This is a genomic window from Streptomyces katrae (assembly GCF_002028425.1).
Lineage (GTDB): Bacteria > Actinomycetota > Actinomycetes > Streptomycetales > Streptomycetaceae > Streptomyces > Streptomyces katrae_A.
In genome coordinates this window covers 5,653,936-5,678,757 of sequence record NZ_CP020042.1, presented here as the reverse complement: position 1 = coordinate 5,678,757, position 24,822 = coordinate 5,653,936, and the positions used below count along the sequence as shown (strand labels likewise).

Annotated in this window: 10 protein-coding genes, 1 tRNA gene and 3 rRNA genes; 1 reads left to right on the top strand and 13 read right to left on the bottom strand. The window is 67.8% G+C overall.

Annotated features, from left to right (window positions below; all coding sequences use genetic code 11):
• Positions 1 to 4 precede the first annotated feature (4 nt).
• From B4U46_RS26010 to B4U46_RS25980, 7 genes are all read right to left on the bottom strand, one after another.
• Complete coding sequence (locus B4U46_RS26010; RefSeq protein ID WP_079430080.1) at positions 5 to 523, bottom strand: CinA family protein; 519 nt, start codon at positions 521 to 523, stop codon at positions 5 to 7.
• Positions 524 to 561: 38 nt separating this feature from the next.
• The gene (gene pgsA / locus B4U46_RS26005; RefSeq protein WP_079430079.1) at positions 562 to 1,218 is read right to left on the bottom strand and encodes a CDP-diacylglycerol--glycerol-3-phosphate 3-phosphatidyltransferase; all 657 of its coding nucleotides are present in this window, start codon (positions 1,216 to 1,218) and stop codon (positions 562 to 564) included.
• Positions 1,215 to 2,729 (bottom strand): 30S ribosomal protein S12 methylthiotransferase RimO, encoded by a 1,515-nt coding sequence (rimO, locus tag B4U46_RS26000; RefSeq protein WP_079430078.1) that lies wholly within the window; start codon positions 2,727 to 2,729, stop codon positions 1,215 to 1,217. The genes pgsA and rimO overlap by 4 nt, the downstream gene beginning before the upstream one ends.
• Before the next feature lie 145 nt (positions 2,730 to 2,874).
• The gene (locus B4U46_RS25995; protein WP_079430077.1) at positions 2,875 to 3,777 is read right to left on the bottom strand and encodes a helix-turn-helix domain-containing protein; all 903 of its coding nucleotides are present in this window, start codon (positions 3,775 to 3,777) and stop codon (positions 2,875 to 2,877) included.
• A 208-nt stretch (positions 3,778 to 3,985) separates the two neighbouring features.
• Positions 3,986 to 6,748: an FtsK/SpoIIIE family DNA translocase gene (locus B4U46_RS25990; protein ID WP_079431983.1), complete on the bottom strand. Its 2,763-nt coding sequence runs from the start codon at positions 6,746 to 6,748 to the stop codon at positions 3,986 to 3,988.
• A gap of 136 nt (positions 6,749 to 6,884) precedes the next feature.
• The gene (locus B4U46_RS25985; protein WP_079430076.1) at positions 6,885 to 7,565 is read right to left on the bottom strand and encodes a response regulator; all 681 of its coding nucleotides are present in this window, start codon (positions 7,563 to 7,565) and stop codon (positions 6,885 to 6,887) included.
• Positions 7,566 to 7,800: 235 nt separating this feature from the next.
• Positions 7,801 to 13,305 carry a HAMP domain-containing protein gene (locus B4U46_RS25980; RefSeq protein WP_185117166.1) on the bottom strand — a complete coding sequence of 1,835 codons (5,505 nt, stop codon included), beginning with the start codon at positions 13,303 to 13,305 and terminating at the stop codon, positions 7,801 to 7,803.
• 192 nt (positions 13,306 to 13,497) lie between these two features.
• Between B4U46_RS25980 and B4U46_RS25970 the strand changes: the two genes are divergently transcribed.
• A complete protein-coding gene (locus B4U46_RS25970) occupies positions 13,498 to 16,056 on the top strand; it encodes a SpoIIE family protein phosphatase (RefSeq protein ID WP_079430075.1) in 2,559 nt (852 codons plus the stop codon).
• A gap of 125 nt (positions 16,057 to 16,181) precedes the next feature.
• Here B4U46_RS25970 and B4U46_RS25965 read toward each other — a convergent pair.
• From B4U46_RS25965 to dapA, 6 genes are all read right to left on the bottom strand, one after another.
• Positions 16,182 to 16,254, bottom strand: a tRNA-Thr gene (locus B4U46_RS25965).
• 5 nt (positions 16,255 to 16,259) lie between these two features.
• Positions 16,260 to 16,376: ribosomal RNA gene (gene rrf / locus B4U46_RS25960) — 5S ribosomal RNA — on the bottom strand.
• A gap of 74 nt (positions 16,377 to 16,450) precedes the next feature.
• Positions 16,451 to 19,569, bottom strand: a 23S ribosomal RNA gene (locus tag B4U46_RS25955).
• 279 nt (positions 19,570 to 19,848) lie between these two features.
• Positions 19,849 to 21,374, bottom strand: a 16S ribosomal RNA gene (locus tag B4U46_RS25950).
• The 16S, 23S and 5S rRNA genes sit together here with 1 tRNA gene alongside, the layout of an rRNA operon.
• A gap of 615 nt (positions 21,375 to 21,989) precedes the next feature.
• The gene (locus B4U46_RS25940; RefSeq protein ID WP_079430074.1) at positions 21,990 to 23,675 is read right to left on the bottom strand and encodes a ribonuclease J; all 1,686 of its coding nucleotides are present in this window, start codon (positions 23,673 to 23,675) and stop codon (positions 21,990 to 21,992) included.
• 114 nt (positions 23,676 to 23,789) lie between these two features.
• Positions 23,790 to 24,689: a 4-hydroxy-tetrahydrodipicolinate synthase gene (dapA, locus tag B4U46_RS25935; RefSeq protein ID WP_079430073.1), complete on the bottom strand. Its 900-nt coding sequence runs from the start codon at positions 24,687 to 24,689 to the stop codon at positions 23,790 to 23,792.
• Positions 24,690 to 24,822: the final 133 nt, after the last annotated feature.

The window sequence follows — 24,822 nt, the reverse complement described above, 5'->3', positions numbered from 1 at the left end:
AACATCAAATCCCCCCGTTCTGTTCCGTATCCTGCCCCCGCAGATTCTCGCGGAGTTCGCTCGAGAGCAGTTCGAGCACTGTGCGTGCACTCTCCCTACGGATTTCCGTACGGGAGCCGTTCAACCGCAGCCGGGCCGTTTTCCTGCCTCCCGGACCCGCCACGGCAATGAAGACGGTGCCGACCGGCTGCCCGTCCTGGGGGTCGGGACCGGCCACTCCGGTCGTCGCGATCCCCCACGAGGCGCCCATCACGCGCCGTACCCCGCTGGCCATCTCGGCCGCGACCTGTGCGTTCACCGCGCCTTCGGCGGCGAGCAGCGCGGCGTCCACTCCGAGGACCCGGTGCTTGAGTTCAGTGGCGTACGCCGTGACCGACCCGCGGAAGGAGCGCGAGGCCCCCGGCACCGCCGTGAGCTCAGCGGCGACCATCCCCCCGGTCAGCGACTCCGCCACGGCGAGGCTCTGGTCACTCTCCGCAAGCAGGCGCAGCACGTCTTCGGCCACTCCCGCAGCACCTTCCACCGCTCCCACGGATCGAGATGCCTCCCCCGCCCCGTTCGTCACTTCGCGGCCCGCTCCGCGGCCAGTCCCGCCCGGCGCAGCACCACGGCCTGGCGGACGTAGTCCAGACCGGTGACCACGGTCAGCACGACGGCCACCGCCATCACCCAGAAGCGCAAGGTCGCCAGCGGGCCGGTCAGCGCGAGGACGTACATGCCCACCGCCGTCCCCTGAGCGAGGGTCTTGAGCTTGCCGCCGCGGCTGGCGGGGATCACCCCGTAGCGGATCACCCAGAACCGCATCAGCGTGATCCCGAGCTCCCGTCCGAGGATCACTCCGGTCACCCACCAGGGCAGGTCGCCGAGCCAGGAGAGACACACGAGCGCCGACCCCATGATCGCCTTGTCGGCGATGGGGTCGGCGATCTTCCCGAAGTCCGTGACCAGGTTGTACGTCCTGGCCAGGTGCCCGTCGAAGATGTCGGTGATCATGGCGATGGCGAAGGCCGCCCACGCCAGGACCCGCCAGACGGGGTCGTAGCCCCCGTCGGCGAGCAGCAGCAGGACGAATCCCGGCACCAGGACGAGCCGGATCATCGTCAGGATGTTGGCGATGTTCCAGAGGCTGGCCTGGTTGACGGCCGCAGTCCCGAGCTTCGCGCCGGGCGTGGGCCGGCGGCCGGTCCCGCCCGCCGCTGATGCCGGGACTCCGCTCATCCGGCCGCCTCCTCGATGTCCGAGAACTCCGTGCCCAGCGGCTCGGCCACCAGGTCGACGCCCAGCGTGCCGACCACCTTCGCCGTGACGATGGTCCCGGGGACCAGGCCGGTGCCGTCGGTGAAGACGACCTGGCCGTCGGTCTCGGGGGCCTGGTGGGCGGCGCGCCCGTAGGCGCCCTCGCCCTCCTCCGCCTCGTCGAACGGGACGACCGTCTCGACGAGTACCTCAAGGGTCTCGCCGATCCGCTCTTCCGCACGCTGGGAGGTGAGCTCCTCGGCGAGCCGCTGCATGTGGGCGAGGCGCTCGGCGACGGTCTCCTCGTCGAGCTTGTTCTCGTAGGTGGCGGCCTCGGTGCCGTCCTCGTCGGAGTAGCCGAAGACGCCGATGGCGTCGAGGCGGGCGTGGGTGAGGAAACGCTCCAGCTCGGCGAAGTCCTCCTCGGTCTCGCCGGGGAAGCCGACGATGAAGTTGGACCGGACGCCGGCCTGCGGTGCCTTGGAGCGGATGGTGTCCAGCAGCTCCAGGAAGCGGTCGGTGTCACCGAAGCGGCGCATGGCGCGCAGCACGTCGGGGGCCGAGTGCTGGAAGGACAGGTCGAAGTACGGGGCGACCTTGGGCGTCGAGGTGAGCACGTCGATCAGGCCCGGCCGCATCTCGGCGGGCTGGAGGTAGCTGACGCGGACGCGCTCGATGCCGTCGACGGCGGCCAGCTCGGGCAGCAGGGTCTCCAGCAGGCGGATGTCGCCGAGGTCCTTGCCGTACGAGGTGTTGTTCTCGGAGACCAGCATGACCTCCTTGACGCCCTGCTCGGCGAGCCAGCGCGTCTCGCCCAGCACGTCGGAGGGGCGGCGGGAGATGAAGGAGCCGCGGAAGGACGGGATGGCGCAGAAGGAGCAGCGGCGGTCGCAGCCGGAGGCCAGCTTGACCGAGGCGACCGGGCTCTTGTCCAGGCGGCGGCGCAGCGGGGCGCGCGGACCGGAGGCGGGGGCGACGCCCTCGGGCAGGTCCGCGGGGGCCTCGGCGGGCGCCTCGGCGGCGTCCTGGGCGTGTCCGGGCAGGGCCACGGAGGCGCTCTGGCGCTCGGCCGGGCTGATCGGCAGCAGCTGGCGCCGGTCGCGCGGGGCGTGGGCCTCGACGTTGCCGCCGCTGAGGATGGTCTGGAGGCGGCTGGAGATGTCGGCGTAGTCGTCGAAGCCGAGGACCCCGTCGGCTTCGGGGAGCGCTTCGGCGAGTTCCTTGCCGTAGCGCTCGGCCATACAGCCGACGGCGACGACGGCCTGGGTCCTGCCGTGATCCTTGAGATCGTTGGCTTCCAGCAGGGCGTCTACGGAGTCCTTCTTGGCGGCTTCGACGAAGCCACAGGTGTTGACGACGGCTACGTCCGCGTCGGCGGCGTCCTCGACGAGCTCCCAGCCATCCGCCGCCAAGCGGCCTGCGAGCTCCTCCGAGTCCACCTCGTTACGGGCGCAGCCAAGAGTGACAAGGGCGACGGTACGGCGTTCGGGCATGGACTCAAGACTACTTCGTCCCGGCACCGGCCCCCGCCCCGTGTCCCCCCACGACAAGATCCCCGGGAGCCGGCGGCAGGTGCCGCACGGGTCCCGGGGATCTGGAATTTTTCGTTCCGCGCCGGTCGTCGCCGATCGGGGCCGGTCAGCCCGCCTGGGCCTGGCCCTGGCGGGGGTCGTTCTTGGTGTAGGTGAGCCGTTCGACCTGACCCGACTCGAACCGGTCCTTGATCTCCTTGCCGTTCACGAACAGCTTGACGGCGCCCGCGTCGCCCAGGACGAGGTCCACGGACTCCTTGTCGGTGAAGGTCTTCGACTCGCCCTGCGCGAGGGTGCCGTCGAAGAGCAGCCGGCCGCTGTGGTCCTTCGCCGAGATCCAGCTCTCGCCGACGTCGGCCGTCAGGACCACCGTGACGAGGTCCTTGGGCGCGGCCGCGATGGCACTGTCCGAGGGCTCCGGCTTGGGGGCCTGGGGTGCCTGCGGGGTCTGGGCGGGGGGCTGCTGCTTGCCCGCCGACTGCTTGGGCGCCGCCTGCGGGGAGACGGAACCTTCCGCCACCGGGTGCTTGGCCTTCTCGTCGCCGCCGCCGAAGGCGGTGAACCCGACGAAGCCGATCACGGCGACGATGGCGGCGACCATGGCGGCGGTCCAGTTGGGCCGCTGCCGTTCGGGGCGGATCCGCTCGGCGTCGAACATGGGCGCGGCGGGGGTGGGTGCCGGCCGTCCGCCGTGGGCCGCGTCGTACATCTCGACCAGGGGGACCGGGTCGAGGTGAACGGCGCGGGCGAGCGTGCGGATGTGACCGCGGGCGTACACGTCGCCGCCGCACCGCGTGAAGTCGTCCTCCTCGATCGCGTGCACGATCGGGATGCGCACGCGCGTGGTGGAGGAGACGTCGTCGACTGTGAGCCCGGCGGCGATCCGGGCCTTCTTGAGGGCCGTCCCGATGGACGGTCCTTCGACGGAACGTTCGACGAGCCGGTCCTCGGACCGGTCGTCGGTCGAAGGCCGCTCTTCTTCGGGGGAGTTGGAGTTGCCGATGGACACGAGGGCGCCTTTCGAGCGTGTAGCCACCTGCTGGATGTCCAGTCTAGGGGGGTGACGAAAGGGTGGGGCAACCGGAGGGTCCGCTTCCTACGCCATCCGTATGGCGAGGGCGCCGCCCGCCGCTGCCTCCCTCAACTTGACGCAGACCAGAGGGAAACGGTTGCCCGCCGATCCCCCTCCGGCCGGGTGAGGCGGGCGGATCCCCGTTCTAGGGCGCCTCGCCCCGGATGACGGCCAGCACCCCGTCCAGTTCGTCGGGTTTGACCAGTACGTCGCGGGCCTTGGAGCCCTCGCTGGGGCCCACGACCCCGCGGGACTCCATCAGGTCCATCAGCCGCCCCGCCTTGGCGAAGCCCACGCGCAGCTTGCGCTGGAGCATCGAGGTGGAGCCGAACTGGGTGGACACCACCAGCTCGGCCGCCTGGCACAGCAGGTCCAGGTCGTCGCCGATCTCCTCGTCGATCTCCTTCTTCTGCTTCTGCCCGACCGTGACGTCGTCCCGGAAGACGGGGGCCATCTGGTCCTTGCAGTGCTGGACGATCCCGGCGATCTCGTCCTCGGTGACGAAGGCGCCCTGGAGGCGGACCGGCTTGTTCGCACCCATCGGCAGGAACAGTCCGTCACCCTTGCCGATCAGCTTCTCGGCGCCGGGCTGGTCCAGGATGACCCGGCTGTCGGCGAGGGAGGAGGTGGCGAAGGCCAGCCGCGAGGGCACGTTCGCCTTGATCAGACCGGTCACCACGTCCACCGAGGGCCGCTGCGTGGCGAGCACCAGGTGGATGCCGGCCGCGCGGGCCAGCTGGGTGATGCGGACGATGGAGTCCTCTACGTCGCGCGGGGCCACCATCATCAGGTCCGCGAGCTCGTCGACGATCACCAGCAGGTACGGGTACGGGCTGAGCTCCCGCTCACTGCCCGGCGGCAGTTTGATCTTGCCGTCGCGGATCGCCTGGTTGAAGTCGTCGATGTGCCGGTACCCGAAGGCGGCCAGGTCGTCGTAGCGCAGGTCCATCTCGCGCACCACCCACTGGAGGGCTTCGGCGGCCCGCTTGGGGTTGGTGATGATCGGCGTGATCAGGTGCGGGATGCCCTCGTAGGCGGTCAGCTCGACCCGCTTGGGGTCGACCAGGACCATCCGGACGTCCTCCGGCGTGGCCCGGACCATGATCGAGGTGATCAGGCAGTTGATGCAGGAGGACTTGCCGGAGCCGGTGGCTCCGGCGACCAGCACGTGCGGCATCTTCGCGAGATTGGCCATGACGTAGCCGCCCTCGACGTCCTTGCCCAGCGCGACCAGCATCGGGTGGTCGTCCTCGGCGGCGTCCGCCAGCCGCAGGACGTCGCCCAGGTTGACCATCTCCCGGTCGGTGTTCGGGATCTCGATGCCGACCGCCGACTTGCCCGGGATCGGGCTGATGATCCGCACGTCCGGGGAGGCCACGGCGTAGGCGATGTTCTTCGCCAGCGCCGTGATCCGCTCGACCTTCACCGCGGCGCCGAGCGTCACCTCGTAACGGGTGACCGTCGGACCCCGGGTGAAGCCGGTGACCTGCGCGTCCACCTTGAACTCGGTGAACACGTTGGTCAGCGCCGCCACGACCGAGTCGTTGGCCGCGCTGCGCGTCTTGCCGGGGCCGCCCTTCTCCAGCAGGTCCAGCGAGGGCAGGGAGTAGGTGATGTCCCCGCGCAGCTGCAGCTGCTCGGCGCGGGGCGGCAGGGGCTGGGGCTCGGGCGGGGCCTTCGTCAGGTCCGGCACCGACAGGGTCCCCGAGGCCGCGGCGGTGCGCTCGTGCGGGGCGTCGGCCGGATCCGGCTCCGCCGGGGCGGAGGGCCGCTCCTCGCGGGCGGGCGGCACCGGGGCGGTGATCTCCACCCCGTCCCGCTGCGGGGTGATCCCCTGGGTGAGGTCGGCGACCAGCGGGTTCGGGGGCAGCCCTCCGTAGACCACCCCGTCCAGCGCGGCGGCCGCCGCCGCAGCCACGTCGACGGCGTCCATCTCCCGCTCCCCCGGCCGCACGGCGGCCCGCCGGGGCCGGCGCCGCTTGGCCAGGGCCGCCTCCTCGGCGGCGTCTGCGGGGTCGCCCGGCCCGGCCGCGCCGGCGGCGCGGGCCCGCCATTGCTCGGCGTCGTGCCGGTCGGGGCGGCCGGCGCCGGGCTGCCCGTACGCCTCGTCGTAAGGGTTCGGGGCGATGATCCCCAGCCGGATCCCCAGCCGCCGCAGCCGCTGCGGGATCGCGTTGACCGGGGTGGCGGTGACCACCAGCAGGCCGAAGACGGTGAGCAGCACCAGCATGGGCACGGCCAGCGGTGCGCCCATGGTGAAGATCAGCGGCTTGGAGGCGGCCCAGCCGATCAGCCCGCCCGCGTTCTGCATGGCGGTGGTGCCCTCGTCGCGCCCGGGGGCCCCGCAGGCGATGTGCACCAGCCCGAGCACGCCGATGACCAGGGCGGACAGGCCGATGCCGATGCGCCCGTTGGCGTCGCTCTGCTCGGGGTGGCGGATGAAACGGACCGCCATGACCCCCAGCAGGATCGGCACGAGCAGGTCCAGCCGCCCGAAGGCCCCGGTGACCAGCATCGTGACCAGGTCCCCGACGGGCCCGCTCAGGTTGGACCAGGTCCCAGCGGCGACGATCAGCGCCAGCGCGAGCAGCAGCAGCGCCACGCCGTCCTTGCGGTGCGCGGGATCGAGGTTCCTGGCCCCCCGGCCGATGCCCCGGAAGGCCTTCCCGACCAGGTGTGCCAGCCCCAGCCAGCAACTGCGGACCAGCCACACCACGCCCCCGGTCGGGGACGGCGCCGCTTTGGCGGCGGTCTTCTTCACGGGGGCGCGCCCGGCCGCCGCGGCCTTCTTCGCGGGAGGCTTGCGCGCCGGGGCCGTCTTCTTGGCCGGCGCCGTCGTACGGCCGGAGCGGCCCTTCGCGGCGCCCGCGGTGCTCTGGGAACCCTTGCCGGACGTACTTGAGGCCATGGGCCCGAGGTTACCGGTGCGCGCGCCGGTGGACACGCGTGCCCACCCCTTCACCCGTTCGTGTCGCCCCGTCCGTACGCCTCTTGACACACCGGCAGACCTGACGGCCCGCCAGCCGGGTACCGCGCGCGGCCCGTCAGCCCTGGGCGGGCACGACCGGCGCGGCCCCGCCGGCTCCCGGCTCCAGCGCGTCCAGCGCCCGGCGCAGCCCCGTCAGCTTGCGCTCCAGATGCGCGGCGGTCGCCACCACGGCGGCGTCGGCGGAGTCCTCGCCGAGCTGCTTGGTCAGCGCCTCCGCCTGCTCTTCGACCGCCGCGAGCCGCGCCGAGAGCTCCGCCAGCAGCCCGGCCGCCTCCTTGCTGCCGTCGCCGTTGGAACCGCCGCCCTCCAGCTGGAGGCGCAGCAGGGCCGCCTGCTCCCGCAGTTGGCAGTTCTTGGTGTAGAGCTCGACGAAGACCGACACCTTGGCGCGCAGCACCCAGGGGTCGAACGGCTTCGAGATGTAGTCCACCGCGCCCGCCGCGTAACCGCGGAAGGTGTGGTGCGGACCGTGGTTGATCGCGGTGAGGAAGATGATCGGGATGTCCCGGGTCCGTTCGCGCCGCTTGATGTGCGCGGCGGTTTCGAACCCGTCCATGCCCGGCATCTGGACATCCAGCAGGATGACCGCGAAATCGTCCGTCAGCAGCGCTTTGAGCGCTTCCTCCCCCGACGACGCCCGGACCAGTGTCTGATCGAGCGCGGAGAGGATGGCCTCCAGCGCCAGCAGATTCTCCGGCCTGTCGTCGACCAGGAGGATCTTGGCCTTCTGCACCATGCCCTGTCCTCCTCGCCCCGGCATGGGGCCTCCCCGGCTCCGGGCGCCGGCCTGTGTGCCGGGGCCCGCCCCAGAAGACGACGTCTTCGCGCCGTCCGTCCTTGTGCCGGTCATCGTAGCCCCAGTCCCGAGATCGCCACACCCTGTCACCAAGATGTCACTGTGCACAGAGCGGAAACGTGGCGGGAGGGCAGAAGGTTCCCCCCGCGCCCTCCCGTCACGCTCCGGTCTCCGGTCATTCTCCGCGCATGTGCTGCTCCATGACCGACAGCAGGTAGTCGGGTTCGACCGGCTTGGTGACGTAGTCGGAAGCCCCGGAGTCGATGGCCTTCTCCCGGTCCCCCTTCATCGCCTTGGCCGTCAGCGCGATGATCGGCAGCCCCTCGAACTGCGGCATCCGCCGGATCGCCGAGGTGGTCGCGTACCCGTCCATCTCCGGCATCATGATGTCCATCAGCACGACCGCCACGTCGTCGTGCTGCTCCAGCACCTCGATGCCCTCCCTGCCGTTCTCGGCGTAGAGCACCGCCAGCCCGTGCTGTTCCAGCACGCTCGTCAGCGCGAAGACGTTGCGCACGTCGTCGTCCACGATGAGCACCCGCTCGCCGTGGAAGCCGTACGTGCGCGGCGCCGGCACCGCTTCCTGTTCCTCCCACGCCACCCCGTCCGGCTGCCCCGGCACCTCGGTGCGCGGCAGCGGACCGGCCGCCGGCTTGCGGCGCCGCCGGAACAGCGCCGAGGAACCCTGCCCGGCCGGCTCCGCCGCCGGCAGCGCCTGCCGCACCGGGACCGCGTTCTTCGGGGCCGCGGGCAGCGCGGCCACCGGGGCCGGCTGCGGCACCGGCAGGGCCTCCTCCGCCGCCCTGCGGTACTCGCTGCGCGCCCCGCCCGGCGTGGGCGGCGCGTACCCCTGCGGGGGCAGCTCGCTCGGGTGCAGCGGCAGGTACAGGGTGAAGGTCGACCCGCGGCCGGGCTCGCTGGCCGCGTGGATCTCCCCGCCCAGCAGCCGGGCGATCTCCCGGCTAATGGACAGCCCGAGCCCCGTGCCGCCGTACTTGCGGCTCGTCGTCCCGTCCGCCTGCTTGAACGCCTCGAAGATCACCAGCATCTTGCTCGCCGCGATCCCGATCCCGGTGTCGGTCACCGAGAACGCGATCAGGTCCGCGTCCGCGTCGCGCAGCGACCCGGCCTCCAGCAACTGCTCGCGGATCGCCGTCGGCACGTCCGCCCCGGCGGGCCGGATCACCAGCTCCACCGCCCCGTTGTCGGTGAACTTCACCGCGTTCGACAGCAGGTTGCGCAGCACCTGGAGCAGCCGCTGCTCGTCGGTGTGCAGGGTCGCGGGCAGCTCCGGGGAGACCCGGACCGAGAAGTCCAGGCCCTTCTCCGCGGTCAGCGGGCGGAAGGTGGCCTCCACGTAGTCCACGAGCTGGACCAGCGCGATCCGCGTCGGCGAGACGTCCATCTTCCCGGCCTCGACCTTCGACAGGTCCAGGATGTCGTTGATCAGCTGGAGCAGGTCCGAACCCGCGCCGTGGATGGTCTCCGCGAACTCCACCTGCTTCGGCGAGAGGTTCTCGTCCGCGTTGTCCGCGAGCAGCTTCGCCAGGATCAGCAGCGAGTTGAGCGGGGTGCGCAGCTCGTGCGACATGTTCGCGAGGAACTCGCTCTTGTAGCGCATCGAGACCGCGAGCTGTTCGGCACGCTCCTCCAGGACCTGCCGGGCCTCCTCGATCTCGGTGTTCTTCACCTCGATGTCCCGGTTCTGCTGGGCCAGCAGCTCCGCCTTCTCCTCCAGCTCCGCGTTCGCGGCCTGGAGCGCCTTCTGCCGGTTCTCCAGCTCGTCGGAGCGCTCGCGCAGCTGCTCGGTCATCTCCTGGGACTGCTTGAGCAGCATCTCCGTCTTGGAGTTCACGGAGATGGTGTTGACGCTCGTCCCGATCATCTCGGCGATCTGGCTGAGGAAGTCCTTCTGGATCTGCGTGAACGGCTGGAAGCCGGCCAGCTCGATGACCCCGAGCACCTTTCCCTCGAAGAGCACCGGCAGCACGATCACGTGCGCCGGCGGCGCCTCGCCGAGCCCCGAGGAGATCTTCAGGTAGCCCGGCGGGGTGTTCTCCACCAGGATCGTCCGCTTCTCCTCCGCGACCGTCCCGATCAGCCCCTCTCCGGGGCGGAAGGAGATCGGCATCTGAGTGCCCGCGTACGCGTAGCTCCCGCGCATCCGCAGCTCGTACGAGCCCTCCGTGCCGCCGTCCGTCCCGATCTCGGGACTCCCGCCGGTGGGCACCGCGAGGAAGAACGCGCCGTGCTGCGCGGCGACCACCGGGGTCAGCTCGCTCATGATCAGCTTGGCCACGTCGTCCAGGTCGCGGCGGCCCTGCATCAGGGCCGAGATCCGGGCGAGGTTGCCCTTGAGCCAGTCCTGCTCCTTGTTGGCCAGGGTGGTGTCGCGCAGGTTCGCGATCATCGTGTTGATGTTGTCCTGGAGGGCCTGGATCTCGCCCGCCGCGTCCACGTCGACCTTCAGGCTCAGGTCCCCGCGGGTCACCGCGGTGGCCACGGCCGCGATGGCCCGCACCTGGCGGGTCAGGTTGCCGGCCATCTCGTTCACGGACTCGGTCAGGTCCCGCCAGGTGCCGTCCACGTCGCGCACCCGGGCCTGGCCGCCCAGGATCCCCTCCGTACCCACCTCACGGGCCACCCGGGTCACCTGGTCGGCGAACGAGGACAGCTGGTCGACCATCGTGTTGATGGTCGTCTTCAGCTCCAGGATCTCCCCGCGCGCGTCGATGTCGATCTTCTTGGTCATGTCGCCCTTGGCGATGGCGGTCGTGACCATGGCGATCTGCCGCACCTGACCGGTGAGGTTGGAGGCCATGAAGTTCACCGAGTCGGTGAGGTCCTTCCAGGTGCCCGAGACGCCCGGGACGTGCGCCTGACCGCCCAGGCGGCCCTCCGTACCCACCTCGCGGGCCACGCGCGTGACCTCGTCCGCGAAGGAGGACAGGGTCTTCACCATCGTGTTCACCGTGTCGGCGAGCTGGGCGACCTCGCCGCGCGCCTCGACGGTGACCTTCTTCGTCAGGTCGCCGTTGGCGACGGCCGCCGAGACCTGGGCGATCCCGCGCACCTGCGCCGTCAGGTTCCCCGCCATCGTGTTGACGTTGTCCGACAGGTCCTTCCAGATGCCGGTCACCCCCCGCACCCGGGCCTGGCCGCCGAGGATGCCCTCGGTGCCCACCTCGCGGGCCACCCTCGTCACCTGCTCGGCGAAGGAGGACAGCTGGTCGACCATCGTGTTCACGGTGGTGACCAGCTCGAGGATCTCGCCCTTGGCATCGACGGTGATCTTCTTGGACAGGTCGCCCATGGCGACCGCCGTGGTCACCTCGGCGATGTTGCGGACCTGCGAGGTCAGGTTATTCGCCATGAAGTTGACGGACTGGGTGAGGTCCTTCCAGGTGCCCGAGACCCCCTTCACCTCCGCCTGGCCGCCCAGGATGCCCTCGGTGCCCACCTCACGGGCCACCCTCGTCACCTGCTCCGCGAAGTTCGAGAGCTGGTCGACCATCGTGTTGATGGTGTTCTTCAGCTCCAGGATCTCGCCCCGCGCGTCCACGTCGATCTTCTGCGACAGGTCACCGCGCGCCACCGCCGTCGCGACCTGGGCGATGTTGCGGACCTGCGAGGTCAGGTTCCCCGCCATGCCGTTCACCGAGTCCGTCAGGTCGCGCCACACGCCGGCCACCCCGGGCACCTGCGCCTGGCCGCCGAGGCGGCCCTCGGTGCCCACGTCCCGGGCCACCCGGGTCACCTGCTCCGCGAAGGCCGAGAGCTGGTCGACCATCGTGTTGATGGTGTTCTTCAGCTCCAGGATCTCGCCCCGCGCGTCCACGTCGATCTTCTGCGACAGGTCACCGCGCGCCACCGCCGTCGTCACCTGGGCGATCTGACGCACCTGGGAGGTCAGGTTCCCGGCCATGAAGTTGACGGAGTCGGTCAGCTCCTTCCAGGTCCCGGACACCCCCTCGACCCGGGCCTGGCCGCCGAGGCGGCCCTCCGTACCCACGTCCCGCGCCATCCGCGTGACCTGGTCGGCGAAGGAGGACAGCTGGTCCACCATCGTGTTCACGGTGTTCTTCAGCTGGAGCATCTCGCCGGACACGTCCACGGTGACCTTCTGCGACAGGTCGCCGTTCGCCACCGCCGTCGTCACCTGGGCGATATTGCGGACCTGGCCGGTGAGGTTGCGGAAGGCGGTGTTCACCGAGTCGGTGAGGTCCTTCCACGTACCGGCGGCCCCGGGCACCTGGGCCTGACCGCCCAGCTCACCCTCCACGCCGACCTCACGGGCCACACGCGTCACTTCCGAGCCGAAGGACTGGAGCTGGTCCACCATCGTGTTGACGGTGTTCTTCAGCTCCAGCATCTCGCCGGCCACGTCGACCGTGACCTTCTGCGACAGGTCGCCGTTGGCCACCGCGGTCGTCACCTGGGCGATGTCCCGCACCTGCGTGGTCAGGTTGCGGAAGACCGTATTCACCGAATCGGTGAGGTCCTTCCAGGTACCCGCGGCCCCCGGCACCTGGGCCTGGCCGCCCAGCAGGCCCTTGGCGCCGACCTCGCTGGCCACGCGCGTGACCTCGTCCGCGAAGGTCCGCAGGGTCTCCGTCATCTGATTGATCGTTTCGGCCAGCTGCGCGACCTCGCCGCGCGCGCTGACCCGGACCTTCTGCGACAGGTCGCCGTTGGCCACGGCCGTCGTGACCTGCGCGATCCCGCGCACCTGGGCCGTCAGGTTGCCCGCCATCGTGTTGACGGAGTCGGTCAGGTCCTTCCAGACGCCCGCGACCCCGGGCACCTTCGCCTGACCGCCCAGCTCGCCCTCGGTACCCACCTCGCGGGCGACCCGCGTCACCTCCGAGGAGAAAGAGGACAGCTGGTCCACCATCGTGTTCACGGTGTTCTTCAGCTGGAGCATCTCGCCGGCCACGTGCACCGTGACCTTGCGCGACAGGTCGCCCTTGGCCACCGCCGTCGTGACGAGCGCGATATCACGCACCTGAGCGGTGAGCCGGTAGGCCATGGTGTTGACGGAATCGGTCAGGTCCTTCCAGGAACCCGACATTCCGCGCACCTGGGCCTGCCCGCCCAGCTTGCCCTCGGTACCGACCTCCAGCGCCACCCGCGTCACCTCGTCGGTGAACGCCGACAGCTGGTCGACCAGGTTGTTGACCGTACGGCCGACCTTCAGGAACTCCCCGCGCAACGGGTGCCCGGCCCCGTCCGGGGCCTGCGTCCGCAGGTCCATCCGCTGGTCCAGGTCGCCCTCGGCCACCGCCGACAGCACCCGTCCCACCTCGGACACCGGCCGGGCCAGATCGTCCACCAGCTGGTTCGAGGCGTCGATCGCCGCAGCCCAGGACCCCTCACAGGCCCCGGTCTCCAGCCGCTCGCTCAGCTTGCCCTCGCGGCCCACCATGCGCCGGACCCGCGACAGCTCCCCGGTCAGGTGCAGGTTCCGGTCGGCGACCTCGTTGTAGACGGCGGCGATCTCCGCCATCACGCCCTCGCCGGACACCGTCAGCCGCTTGCGGAAGTTCCCGTCCCGCATCGACACCAGGGCCGTGAGCAGCCGGTTCAGTGCGGCGGTATCGACTTCCGTCGTCCCGTTCCGCCGGGACCTGCCCCCCTTGGGGCGCGTTCCCGTACGCCGCACCGCTGCGCCAGACTCCACCGTGTCCCTCCCGAAAGGGTCGACCGCTGTTCCACCGGATCCCCGGCTGTCCAAGAGCCGGCTCTCCGAGCCTGCCCAGTGTTTCACCCCGGCCGAACCCGGCCATAACACTTCGGCACCTTCGCACATGGTCCGCACCCTGCGAGTGGAATCCCGTGCGACCGCCTCACGGGGACCGAGAAGGTAAGTAACCTGGCATCCGATGTCCCACCGCGTCGAAGGAGACTTGTGATCACGGCACGGGCGGCTGCCAGTTTCACCCCGCAAGGGCGGTCGGTCGCCGCTGCCCGCGCGTTCGTCCGCGACACCCTCCACGGCTGGGGCTTCGCGGACATCGTCGACGACGCGGTGGTGCTGACCAGCGAGCTCGTCACCAACGCCGTCGTCCACGCCGGAACCCAGGCCGAGGTCCTGTGCCTGCGTGCCGAGGACGGCGTACGCGTAGAGATCGCCGACCGGTACCCCGAGCGCGAGCTCCCCCTGCGCCACCCCGACGAGCGGCCCTACGCCGACCCGGACCGCGAGAGCGGCCGCGGCCTGATGCTCTGCGCCGCCCTCGCCACCCGCTGGGGCGTGGAGTACACGGCCACGCACAAACACGTCTGGTTCCGCCTCGACCTCCCGGACCGTCCGGTCGGTACCCGCTCGGCGGGCCCGGTCGTCCCGGACCAGTTCCTGCCCCTGGCCGACAGCCGGGTCCGCGTCGCCGTCGTCCAGGTCGACGCCGCCGACACCATCTCGGCCTGGAACGAGGACGCCGAGCACGTCTTCGGCTACCCCGCCGAGAAGGTCCTCGGCCGCCCCCTCGCGGAACTCGCCGCCTGGCCGCAGACCCCCGGCACCGGTACGGGCATCGCCGAGGCCCTGCGGCTGTCCCGCTGGGAGGGCAGCTACGGCATCCGCGGCGCCGACGGCCGCGTCATCCCCGTCTACGCCTCCCACCTGCGCGTCCGCGACGCCCACGGCGAGCCCTCCATCGTCTGCCTCCTCGTCCACGACGACGAGCGCGCCCTCCTCCAGACCCCGGTCCGGGCACCCGCCTCCGACGGCCAGCTCTCGGAGCCCCGCCCCGCGGACCCGTTCGAGGTGTTCATCGGCTCCCCCGCCCCCGACGACCTGGACGGTCTGCTCCAGCGCACCGTCGAGCGGGCCCGCGACATGCTCGACGCCGACGCCGCCTTCCTGCTGCTGGCGACCGACGACGAGACCGAGCTGGAGGTCCGCGCCACCACGGGCCTGCCCTCCACCCGCCAGCGCTTCGCCCGCGTCCCCGTCGAGGCGGGCACCAGCCGCTACGGCTCCGCCCGGCTGCCCGCCGTCCACGACGACCTCTCCGCCGTCCCCGGGGCCGTACCACTCCTGGAGTCCACCGGCATGCGCTCGGTGGTCACCGTCCCCCTGAAGGTGGAGGGCCGCCTCACCGGCTCCCTGGGCGTGGCCGCCGAGGGCCCGGGCCGCTACACCAACGAGGAGGCCCTGCGCCTCCAGTTCGCCGCGGACCGCATCGCCCTCGCCGTGGAGTCCGCGCGCCTGGGCGAGCTGGAACGGCTGCGCCGCGGCTCCCTGTCCTTCCTGGTGGAGGCCTCCGACCTGCTGGCCGGCACCCTCGACCGGGACCAGACCCTGGCCCTGATGGCCCAGATGACGGTCCCGACGCTGGCCACCTGGTGCGCCGTCTACACGATCGCCGACCAGGCCTCCGACCCCTACCTCGCCTACGTGCTGCACGAGGACGAGGAACGCATCGACGGCCTCAAGGAGTTGCTGTCCCGGGTCGACCCGCCGGAGCCGGTCCGTGAGGCCGGGGCCCGCCCCTGGCCGGCCACGGCCGCCGCGGTCGGCGGCGAGACGGTCGTCCTGCCGCTCCTCGCCCGCAACCGGGTGATCGGCATGCTGACCCTGGGCCGGCCCAGCGAGGAGCACTTCCGCCAGGAGATCCTCGAACTGGCCGACGACCTGTCGCGCCGGGCGGCCCTGGCCCTGGACAACGCCCGCCTGTACTCGGAGCGCACGGCGATCAGCCGTTCCCTCCAGCGCAGTCTCCTTCCCCCGGGCTCTCCCGCGATCCCCGGGATGGAGGTGGAGGTCATCTACCGCGCGGCCGGCGAGGGCAACGAGGTGGGCGGCGACTTCTACGACGTCTTCCCGATCCGCGACGGCGCGTACGGCTTCGCCATCGGTGACGTCTGCGGTACGGGCCCGGAGGCGGCCGCCGTCACCGGCCTGGCCCGCCACGCCCTGCGCCTGCTGGCCCGCGAGGGCCTGGGCGGCCCGGCGGTCCTGGAACGGCTGAACGCGGCCATCCTCGACGAGGGCGCCCGCAGCCGCTTCCTGACCCTCCTGTACGGGGAGCTCCACCCGCAGCCGGACGGCGGCGCCCTGATGAAGGTGGTCTGCGCGGGCCACCCGCTCCCGCTGCGCCTGCGCCCGGACGGCGAGGTCACCGCGGCGGCGGAGCCGCAGCCGCTGCTGGGCGTGATCGACGACCTGGACCTCTACGAACAGACCCTGGCCCTGGACCCGGGTGACGTCCTCCTCTGCGTCACAGACGGTGTGACCGAACGCCGCGAGGGCTCGCGCATGCTGGGCGACGACGGCCTCGCCGAGGTCCTGACCACCTGTACGGGCCTCACGGCCGGCGCGGTCGCCGCCCGCGTCCTGCGCGCGGTGGAACGCTTCGCGGCGGAGCCCGCCTCGGACGACATGGCCATCCTGGCCTTCCGCGTCCCCCACCCGCGCGAAGGCACCTGACGAACGCTTCCGGCCCCGGGCTGCTCTCCTCTTTCCAGCGGTCCGGGGCGGAGCCGGACCGTACGGAACGGACCCCGGAAACGCAAAAAGGCCCCCGCCTGATGGCGGGGGCCTTTTTACTTCGGAGCCCTTTAACGGAATCGAACCGTTGACCTTCTCCTTACCATGGAGACGCTCTACCGACTGAGCTAAAAGGGCGGGTTGTTCGGCGGCGTCCTACTCTCCCACAGGGTCCCCCCTGCAGTACCATCGGCGCTGAAAGGCTTAGCTTCCGGGTTCGGAATGTAACCGGGCGTTTCCCTAACGCTATGACCACCGAAACACTATGAAGTTGAACTCAAGCCGACAAGGCGAGTTCGTTACTTCAGAACTAACACAGTGGACGCGAGCAACTGAGGACAAGCCCTCGGCCTATTAGTACCAGTCAGCTCCACCCGTTACCGGGCTTCCACATCTGGCCTATCAACCCAGTCGTCTACTGGGAGCCTTACCCTCTCAAGGAGGTGGGAATACTCATCTTGAAGCAGGCTTCCCGCTTAGATGCTTTCAGCGGTTATCCCTCCCGAACGTAGCCAACCAGCCATGCCCTTGGCAGGACAACTGGCACACCAGAGGTTCGTCCGTCCCGGTCCTCTCGTACTAGGGACAGCCCTTCTCAATATTCCTACGCGCACAGCGGATAGGGACCGAACTGTCTCACGACGTTCTAAACCCAGCTCGCGTACCGCTTTAATGGGCGAACAGCCCAACCCTTGGGACCGACTCCAGCCCCAGGATGCGACGAGCCGACATCGAGGTGCCAAACCATCCCGTCGATATGGACTCTTGGGGAAGATCAGCCTGTTATCCCCGGGGTACCTTTTATCCGTTGAGCGACGGCGCTTCCACAAGCCACCGCCGGATCACTAGTCCCGACTTTCGTCCCTGCTCGACCCGTCGGTCTCACAGTCAAGCTCCCTTGTGCACTTACACTCAACACCTGATTGCCAACCAGGCTGAGGGAACCTTTGGGCGCCTCCGTTACCCTTTGGGAGGCAACCGCCCCAGTTAAACTACCCATCAGACACTGTCCCTGATCCGGATCACGGACCGAGGTTAGACATCCAGCACGACCAGAGTGGTATTTCAACGGCGACTCCACAACCACTGGCGTGGCTGCTTCAAAGTCTCCCACCTATCCTACACAAGCCGAACCGAACACCAATATCAAACTGTAGTAAAGGTCCCGGGGTCTTTCCGTCCTGCTGCGCGAAACGAGCATCTTTACTCGTAGTGCAATTTCACCGGGCCTATGGTTGAGACAGTCGAGAAGTCGTTACGCCATTCGTGCAGGTCGGAACTTACCCGACAAGGAATTTCGCTACCTTAGGATGGTTATAGTTACCACCGCCGTTTACTGGCGCTTAAGTTCTCAGCTTCGCAACCCCGAAAGGTCACTAACCGGTCCCCTTAACGTTCCAGCACCGGGCAGGCGTCAGTCCGTATACATCGCCTTACGGCTTCGCACGGACCTGTGTTTTTAGTAAACAGTCGCTTCTCGCTGGTCTCTGCGGCCACCCCCAGCTCAGAGAGCAAGTCTCATCACCAGGAATGGCCCCCCTTCTCCCGAAGTTACGGGGGCATTTTGCCGAGTTCCTTAACCATAGTTCACCCGAACGCCTCGGTATTCTCTACCTGACCACCTGAGTCGGTTTAGGGTACGGGCCGCCATGAAACTCGCTAGAGGCTTTTCTCGACAGCATAGGATCATCCACTTCACCACAATCGGCTCGGCATCAGGTCTCAGCCTTATATGAGGGACGGATTTGCCTACCCCTCGGCCTACACCCTTACCCCGGGACAACCACCGCCCGGGCTGGACTACCTTCCTGCGTCACCCCATCGCTTACCTACTACCACCTTGGGCCGGCGGCTCCACCACTTTCCTTTCCCCGAAGGGTCCGGAACGGCTTCACGGCCTTAGCATCAGAGGATTCGATATTGGGCGTTTCAAAGCGGGTACCGGAATATCAACCGGTTGTCCATCGACTACGCCTGTCGGCCTCGCCTTAGGTCCCGACTTACCCTGGGCAGATCAGCTTGACCCAGGAACCCTTAGTCAATCGGCGCACACGTTTCTCACGTGTGTATCGCTACTCATGCCTGCATTCTCACTCGTGAACCGTCCACAACTAGCTTCCGCTGCTGCTTCACCCGGCACACGACGCTCCCCTACCCATCACAACACCCGTTGGGGCTTATTGCTGCAATGACACGACTTCGGCGGTACGCTTGAGCCCCGCTACATTGTCGGCGCGGAATCACTTGACCAGTGAGCTATTACGCACTCTTTCAAGGGTGGCTGCTTCTAAGCCAACCTCCTGGTTGTCTCTGCGACTCCACATCCTTTCCCACTTAGCGTACGCTTAGGGGCCTTAGTCGATGCTCTGGGCTGTTTCCCTCTCGACCATGGAGCTTATCCCCCACAGTCTCACTGCCGTGCTCTCACTTACCGGCATTCGGAGTTTGGCTAAGGTCAGTAACCCGGTAGGGCCCATCGCCTATCCAGTGCTCTACCTCCGGCAAGAAACACACGACGCTGCACCTAAATGCATTTCGGGGAGAACCAGCTATCACGGAGTTTGATTGGCCTTTCACCCCTAACCACAGGTCATCCCCCAGGTTTTCAACCCTGGTGGGTTCGGTCCTCCACGAAGTCTTACCTCCGCTTCAACCTGCCCATGGCTAGATCACTCCGCTTCGGGTCTAGAGCGTGCAACTCAATCGCCCTATTCGGACTCGCTTTCGCTACGGCTTCCCCACACGGGTTAACCTCGCTACACACCGCTAACTCGCAGGCTCATTCTTCAAAAGGCACGCAGTCACGAGACGTACAAGTACGTCCGACGCTCCCACGGCTTGTAGGCACACGGTTTCAGGTACTATTTCACTCCGCTCCCGCGGTACTTTTCACCATTCCCTCACGGTACTATCCGCTATCGGTCACCAGGGAATATTTAGGCTTAGCGGGTGGTCCCGCCAGATTCACACGGGATTTCTCGGGCCCCGTGCTACTTGGGAGATGAGCAAGCAAGCCGCTGATGTTTCGTCTACGGGGGTCTTACCCTCTACGCCGGACCTTTCGCATGTCCTTCGACTACATCAACGGTTTCTGACTCGCCCAGCCGCCGGCAGACGACTGAAGCTCATTCCCACAACCCCGCATGCGCAACCCCTGCCGGGTATCACACGCATACGGTTTGGCCTCATCCGGTTTCGCTCGCCACTACTCCCGGAATCACGGTTGTTTTCTCTTCCTGAGGGTACTGAGATGTTTCACTTCCCCTCGTTCCCTCCACATGCCCTATGTGTTCAGGCATGGGTGACAGCCCATGACGACTGCCGGGTTTCCCCATTCGGACACCCCCGGATCAAAGCTCAGTTGGCAGCTCCCCGGGGCCTATCGCGGCCTCTCACGTCCTTCATCGGTTCCTGGTGCCAAGGCATCCACCGTGCGCCCTTAAAAACTTGGCCACAGATGCTCGCGTCCACTGTGTAGTTCTCAAATAACGACCAGCCACCCGTCACACCCTGCCGAAACAGAGCTTTACCGGGGCCGGCACTGAAGACTGACCAGACGGCCGTGCCTTCAGGACCCAACAACGTGCCAAGCACAGTCACTCATCGAATCACGCTTTCCACGCCGAAGCAGTACTCACGACTTCTCAGATCTGACTGTGCCAACTAATCAACGTTCCACCCATGAGCTGACCGTGCAGAACATTTGCCTGCAATCGGTACTGTGCTCCTTAGAAAGGAGGTGATCCAGCCGCACCTTCCGGTACGGCTACCTTGTTACGACTTCGTCCCAATCGCCAGTCCCACCTTCGACAGCTCCCTCCACAAGGGTTGGGCCACCGGCTTCGGGTGTTACCGACTTTCGTGACGTGACGGGCGGTGTGTACAAGGCCCGGGAACGTATTCACCGCAGCAATGCTGATCTGCGATTACTAGCGACTCCGACTTCATGGGGTCGAGTTGCAGACCCCAATCCGAACTGAGACCGGCTTTTTGAGATTCGCTCCACCTCACGGTATCGCAGCTCATTGTACCGGCCATTGTAGCACGTGTGCAGCCCAAGACATAAGGGGCATGATGACTTGACGTCGTCCCCACCTTCCTCCGAGTTGACCCCGGCGGTCTCCTGTGAGTCCCCATCACCCCGAAGGGCATGCTGGCAACACAGGACAAGGGTTGCGCTCGTTGCGGGACTTAACCCAACATCTCACGACACGAGCTGACGACAGCCATGCACCACCTGTATACCGACCACAAGGGGGGCACTATCTCTAATGCTTTCCGGTATATGTCAAGCCTTGGTAAGGTTCTTCGCGTTGCGTCGAATTAAGCCACATGCTCCGCCGCTTGTGCGGGCCCCCGTCAATTCCTTTGAGTTTTAGCCTTGCGGCCGTACTCCCCAGGCGGGGAACTTAATGCGTTAGCTGCGGCACCGACGACGTGGAATGTCGCCAACACCTAGTTCCCAACGTTTACGGCGTGGACTACCAGGGTATCTAATCCTGTTCGCTCCCCACGCTTTCGCTCCTCAGCGTCAGTAATGGCCCAGAGATCCGCCTTCGCCACCGGTGTTCCTCCTGATATCTGCGCATTTCACCGCTACACCAGGAATTCCGATCTCCCCTACCACACTCTAGCTAGCCCGTATCGAATGCAGACCCGAGGTTAAGCCTCGGGCTTTCACATCCGACGTGACAAGCCGCCTACGAGCTCTTTACGCCCAATAATTCCGGACAACGCTTGCGCCCTACGTATTACCGCGGCTGCTGGCACGTAGTTAGCCGGCGCTTCTTCTGCAGGTACCGTCACTTTCGCTTCTTCCCTGCTGAAAGAGGTTTACAACCCGAAGGCCGTCATCCCTCACGCGGCGTCGCTGCATCAGGCTTTCGCCCATTGTGCAATATTCCCCACTGCTGCCTCCCGTAGGAGTCTGGGCCGTGTCTCAGTCCCAGTGTGGCCGGTCGCCCTCTCAGGCCGGCTACCCGTCGTCGCCTTGGTGGGCCGTTACCCCACCAACAAGCTGATAGGCCGCGGGCTCATCCTTCACCGCCGGAGCTTTCCACCACAGGAGATGCCTCCCGCAGTCGTATCCGGTATTAGACCCCGTTTCCAGGGCTTGTCCCAGAGTGAAGGGCAGATTGCCCACGTGTTACTCACCCGTTCGCCACTAATCCCCTCCCGAAGGAGGTTCATCGTTCGACTTGCATGTGTTAAGCACGCCGCCAGCGTTCGTCCTGAGCCAGGATCAAACTCTCCATGAATGTTTACCGGTAATCCGGTGCACACGCACGAAAGAGCGGGCCAGTCACGGTCGGAATAAGACCAACTGACCACAACGTCCTCGCTGTGTTTGTCGCCTGCCAGCGCCCGAAGGCCCGACAGGTCTTTTTCAAAGGAACCTCATCCACCGAAGTGGACGGGGTATCAACTTCTGGCGTTGATTTTTGGCACGCTGTTGAGTTCTCAAGGAACGGACGCTTCCTTCGTACTCACCCTCAGTAACACTTACTGGGGCTTTCCTCCGGGCTTTCGTTCTTGCGATTCAGACTCTATCAGAGTCTTTCTCGCTTGCTTTCCAGGTTCTGCGCTTTCGCGCTTTCCCTTTCCGGCGGTTCCGACTCTATCAGATTCTTTTCCGTACCGTCTCCGGTGTGGATTCAAATTCCGATGGCCTTCGGGGGGCCTTTTCCCTTTCGGGCGGGACAGACTTTATCAGGTTTCCCCGGTCTGGATTCCCACCCTCCCCGGCAGACGGGTCCGGGCACACGTGTGTGCGCCGTTCCTTGCGGGGTGGAGACGTCAACGTACTGGAGCGGGGCCCCCGGATGCAAATCCGGGAGCCCCGCTCCGGTGAGTCGCTGCCTCTCGGGCCGGGATCAGACCTCGACGACGACCGGGAGGATCATCGGGCGGCGGCGGTAGCCGTCGGAGACCCACTTGCCCACCGTCCGGCGGATGAGCTGCTGGATCTGGTGCGGCTCGGCCACGCCGTCGGCCGCGGCGCGGCCGATGGCCTCCTCGATCTTCGGGGCGATCGCCAGGAAGGCGGAGTCCTCGATGCCGGAGCCGCGGGCCTGGATGGTCGGGCCGCTGACGACCTTGCCGGTGGTGCTGTCCACCACGACGAAGACCGAGACGATGCCCTCGTCGCCCAGGATGCGGCGGTCCTTCAGGGAGGCCTCGGTGACGTCGCCGACCGAGAGGCCGTCCACGTACACGTAGCCGGCCTGGACCTTGCCGGAGATGCGGGCCTTGCCGTCGATCAGGTCGACGACCACGCCGTCCTCGGCGATGACGATGCGGTCCTTCGGGACGCCCGTCATGGCACCGAGCTCGGCGTTGGCGCGCAGGTGGCGCCACTCGCCGTGGACCGGCATCAGGTTCTTCGGCTTGCAGATGTTGTAGAAGTACAGCAGCTCGCCGGCCGAGGCGTGGCCCGAGACGTGGACCTTGGCGTTGCCCTTGTGGACGACGTTCGCGCCCCAGCGGGTGAGGCCGTTGATCACGCGGTAGACCGCGTTCTCGTTGCCCGGGATCAGGGACGACGCCAGGATCACGGTGTCGCCGGGGACGATCCGGATCTGGTGGTCGCGGTTGGCCATACGGGACAGGGCCGCCATCGGCTCGCCCTGGGAGCCCGTGCAGACCAGCACGACCTCGTCGTCCGGCAGGTCGTCGAGGGTCTTGACGTCGACGACGAGGCCGGCCGGGACCCGGAGGTAGCCCAGGTCACGGGCGATGCCCATGTTGCGGACCATGGAGCGGCCGACGAAGGCGACCCGGCGGCCGTACTCGTGGGCGGCGTCCAGGATCTGCTGGATGCGGTGCACGTGGCTGGCGAAGGACGCCACGATGATCCGCTTCTGGGCACCCGCGAAGACACCGCGGATGACGTTGGAGATGTCGCGCTCCGGCGGGACGAAGCCCGGGACCTCGGCGTTCGTCGAGTCCGAGAGGAGGAGGTCGATGCCCTCCTCGCTCAGGCGCGCGAAGGCGTGCAGGTCGGTGAGGCGGTTGTCCATCGGGAGCTGGTCCATCTTGAAGTCGCCGGTGGCGACGACGAGACCCGCGTCCGTGCGGATGGCGACGGCCAGGGCGTCCGGGATGGAGTGGTTGACCGCGATGAACTCGCAGTCGAAGGGCCCGAGGTTCTCGCGCTCGCCCTCCTTCACCTCGAGGGTGTAGGGGCGGATGCGGTGCTCCTGGAGCTTGGCCTCGATGAGGGCCAGCGTCAGCTTGGAACCGATCAGCGGGATGTCCGGCTTCTCCCGGAGGAGGTACGGGACCGCGCCGATGTGGTCTTCGTGGCCGTGGGTGAGGACGATGCCCTCGACGTCGTCGAGCCTGTCCCGGATGGACGAGAAGTCCGGAAGGATCAGGTCGATGCCGGGCTGCTCCTCCTCGGGGAAGAGGACGCCGCAGTCGACGATCAGAAGACGGCCGTCGAACTCGAAGACGGTCATGTTGCGGCCGATCTCACCGAGACCGCCCAGCGGGGTGACCCGCAGGCCGCCCTTGGGGAGCTTCGGCGGCGGGCCCAGTTCAGGGTGCGGATGGCTCAAAAGGTTCTCCTTCACCACACGCGCCACGTACCCCTCCGGCACGTGGCGCGCATGTCATTCGTGCACTTGCTCTTGTCTGTTTCGGTCCTGCTTGTTCAGTTGTGAAGTCCGTTGTCAGAGCTGTACCCCGCCGGCGGCGAGATCGAGCTTGAGCTGGGCCGTCTCTTCGTCGGTCAGGCCGATCAGCGGGAGGCGCAGCGGGCCCGCGGGGAGCCCCTGGAGGTTCAGGGCGGCCTTGGTGGTCATCACGCCCTGGGTGCGGAACATCCCCGTGAAGACGGGGAGCAGCTTCTGGTGGATCTCGGTGGCCTTCTGGACGTCGCCGCCGAGGTGCGCTTCGAGCATCTCGCGCAGGTCGGGGGCGACCACGTGGGCGACGACGGAGACGAAGCCGACGGCGCCGACGGACAGGAGCGGCAGGTTCAGCATGTCGTCGCCGGAGTACCAGGCGAGGCCGCTCTGCGCGATGGCCCAGCTGGCGCGGCCGAGGTCGCCCTTGGCGTCCTTGTTCGCGACGATGCGGGGGTGCTCGGCGAGCCGGACCAGGGTCTCGGTGTTGATCGGGACGCCGCTGCGGCCGGGGATGTCGTAGAGCATGACCGGCAGCTCGGTGGCGTCCGCGATGGCCGTGAAGTGCTGGAAGAGGCCTTCCTGCGGCGGCTTGCTGTAGTAGGGCGTCACCGCGAGGAGGCCGTGGGCGCCGGTGCGCTCGGCCTGGCGGGCCAGCTCGAGGGTGTGGCGGGTGTCGTTGGTCCCGATTCCGGCCACGACGTGGGCGCGGTCGCCGACCGCTTCGAGTACGGCTCGTACGAGGTCGTTTTTCTCCGCGTCGGTGGTCGTGGGCGACTCACCGGTGGTGCCGTTGATGATCAGACCGTCGTTGCCTGCGTCCACCAGGTGGGCGGCGAGACGCTGCGCGCCGTCGAGGTCAAGTGCGCCATCCGCCGTGAACGGCGTGATCATGGCGGTGAGGACCCGCCCGAAGGGGGTCTGCGGAGTCGAGATCGGAGCCATGGGTAACACGCTACTCGCTGCCATGCTCGCAGTGTCCCCTCGGGGGACGTCAACCGGGGATCCGTCGTGGTGGTCCCCGGTGGTGACCGGGGCGGGTTGTTGGATCCCGGCACTGCCTGCTCGGGGGTTCAAG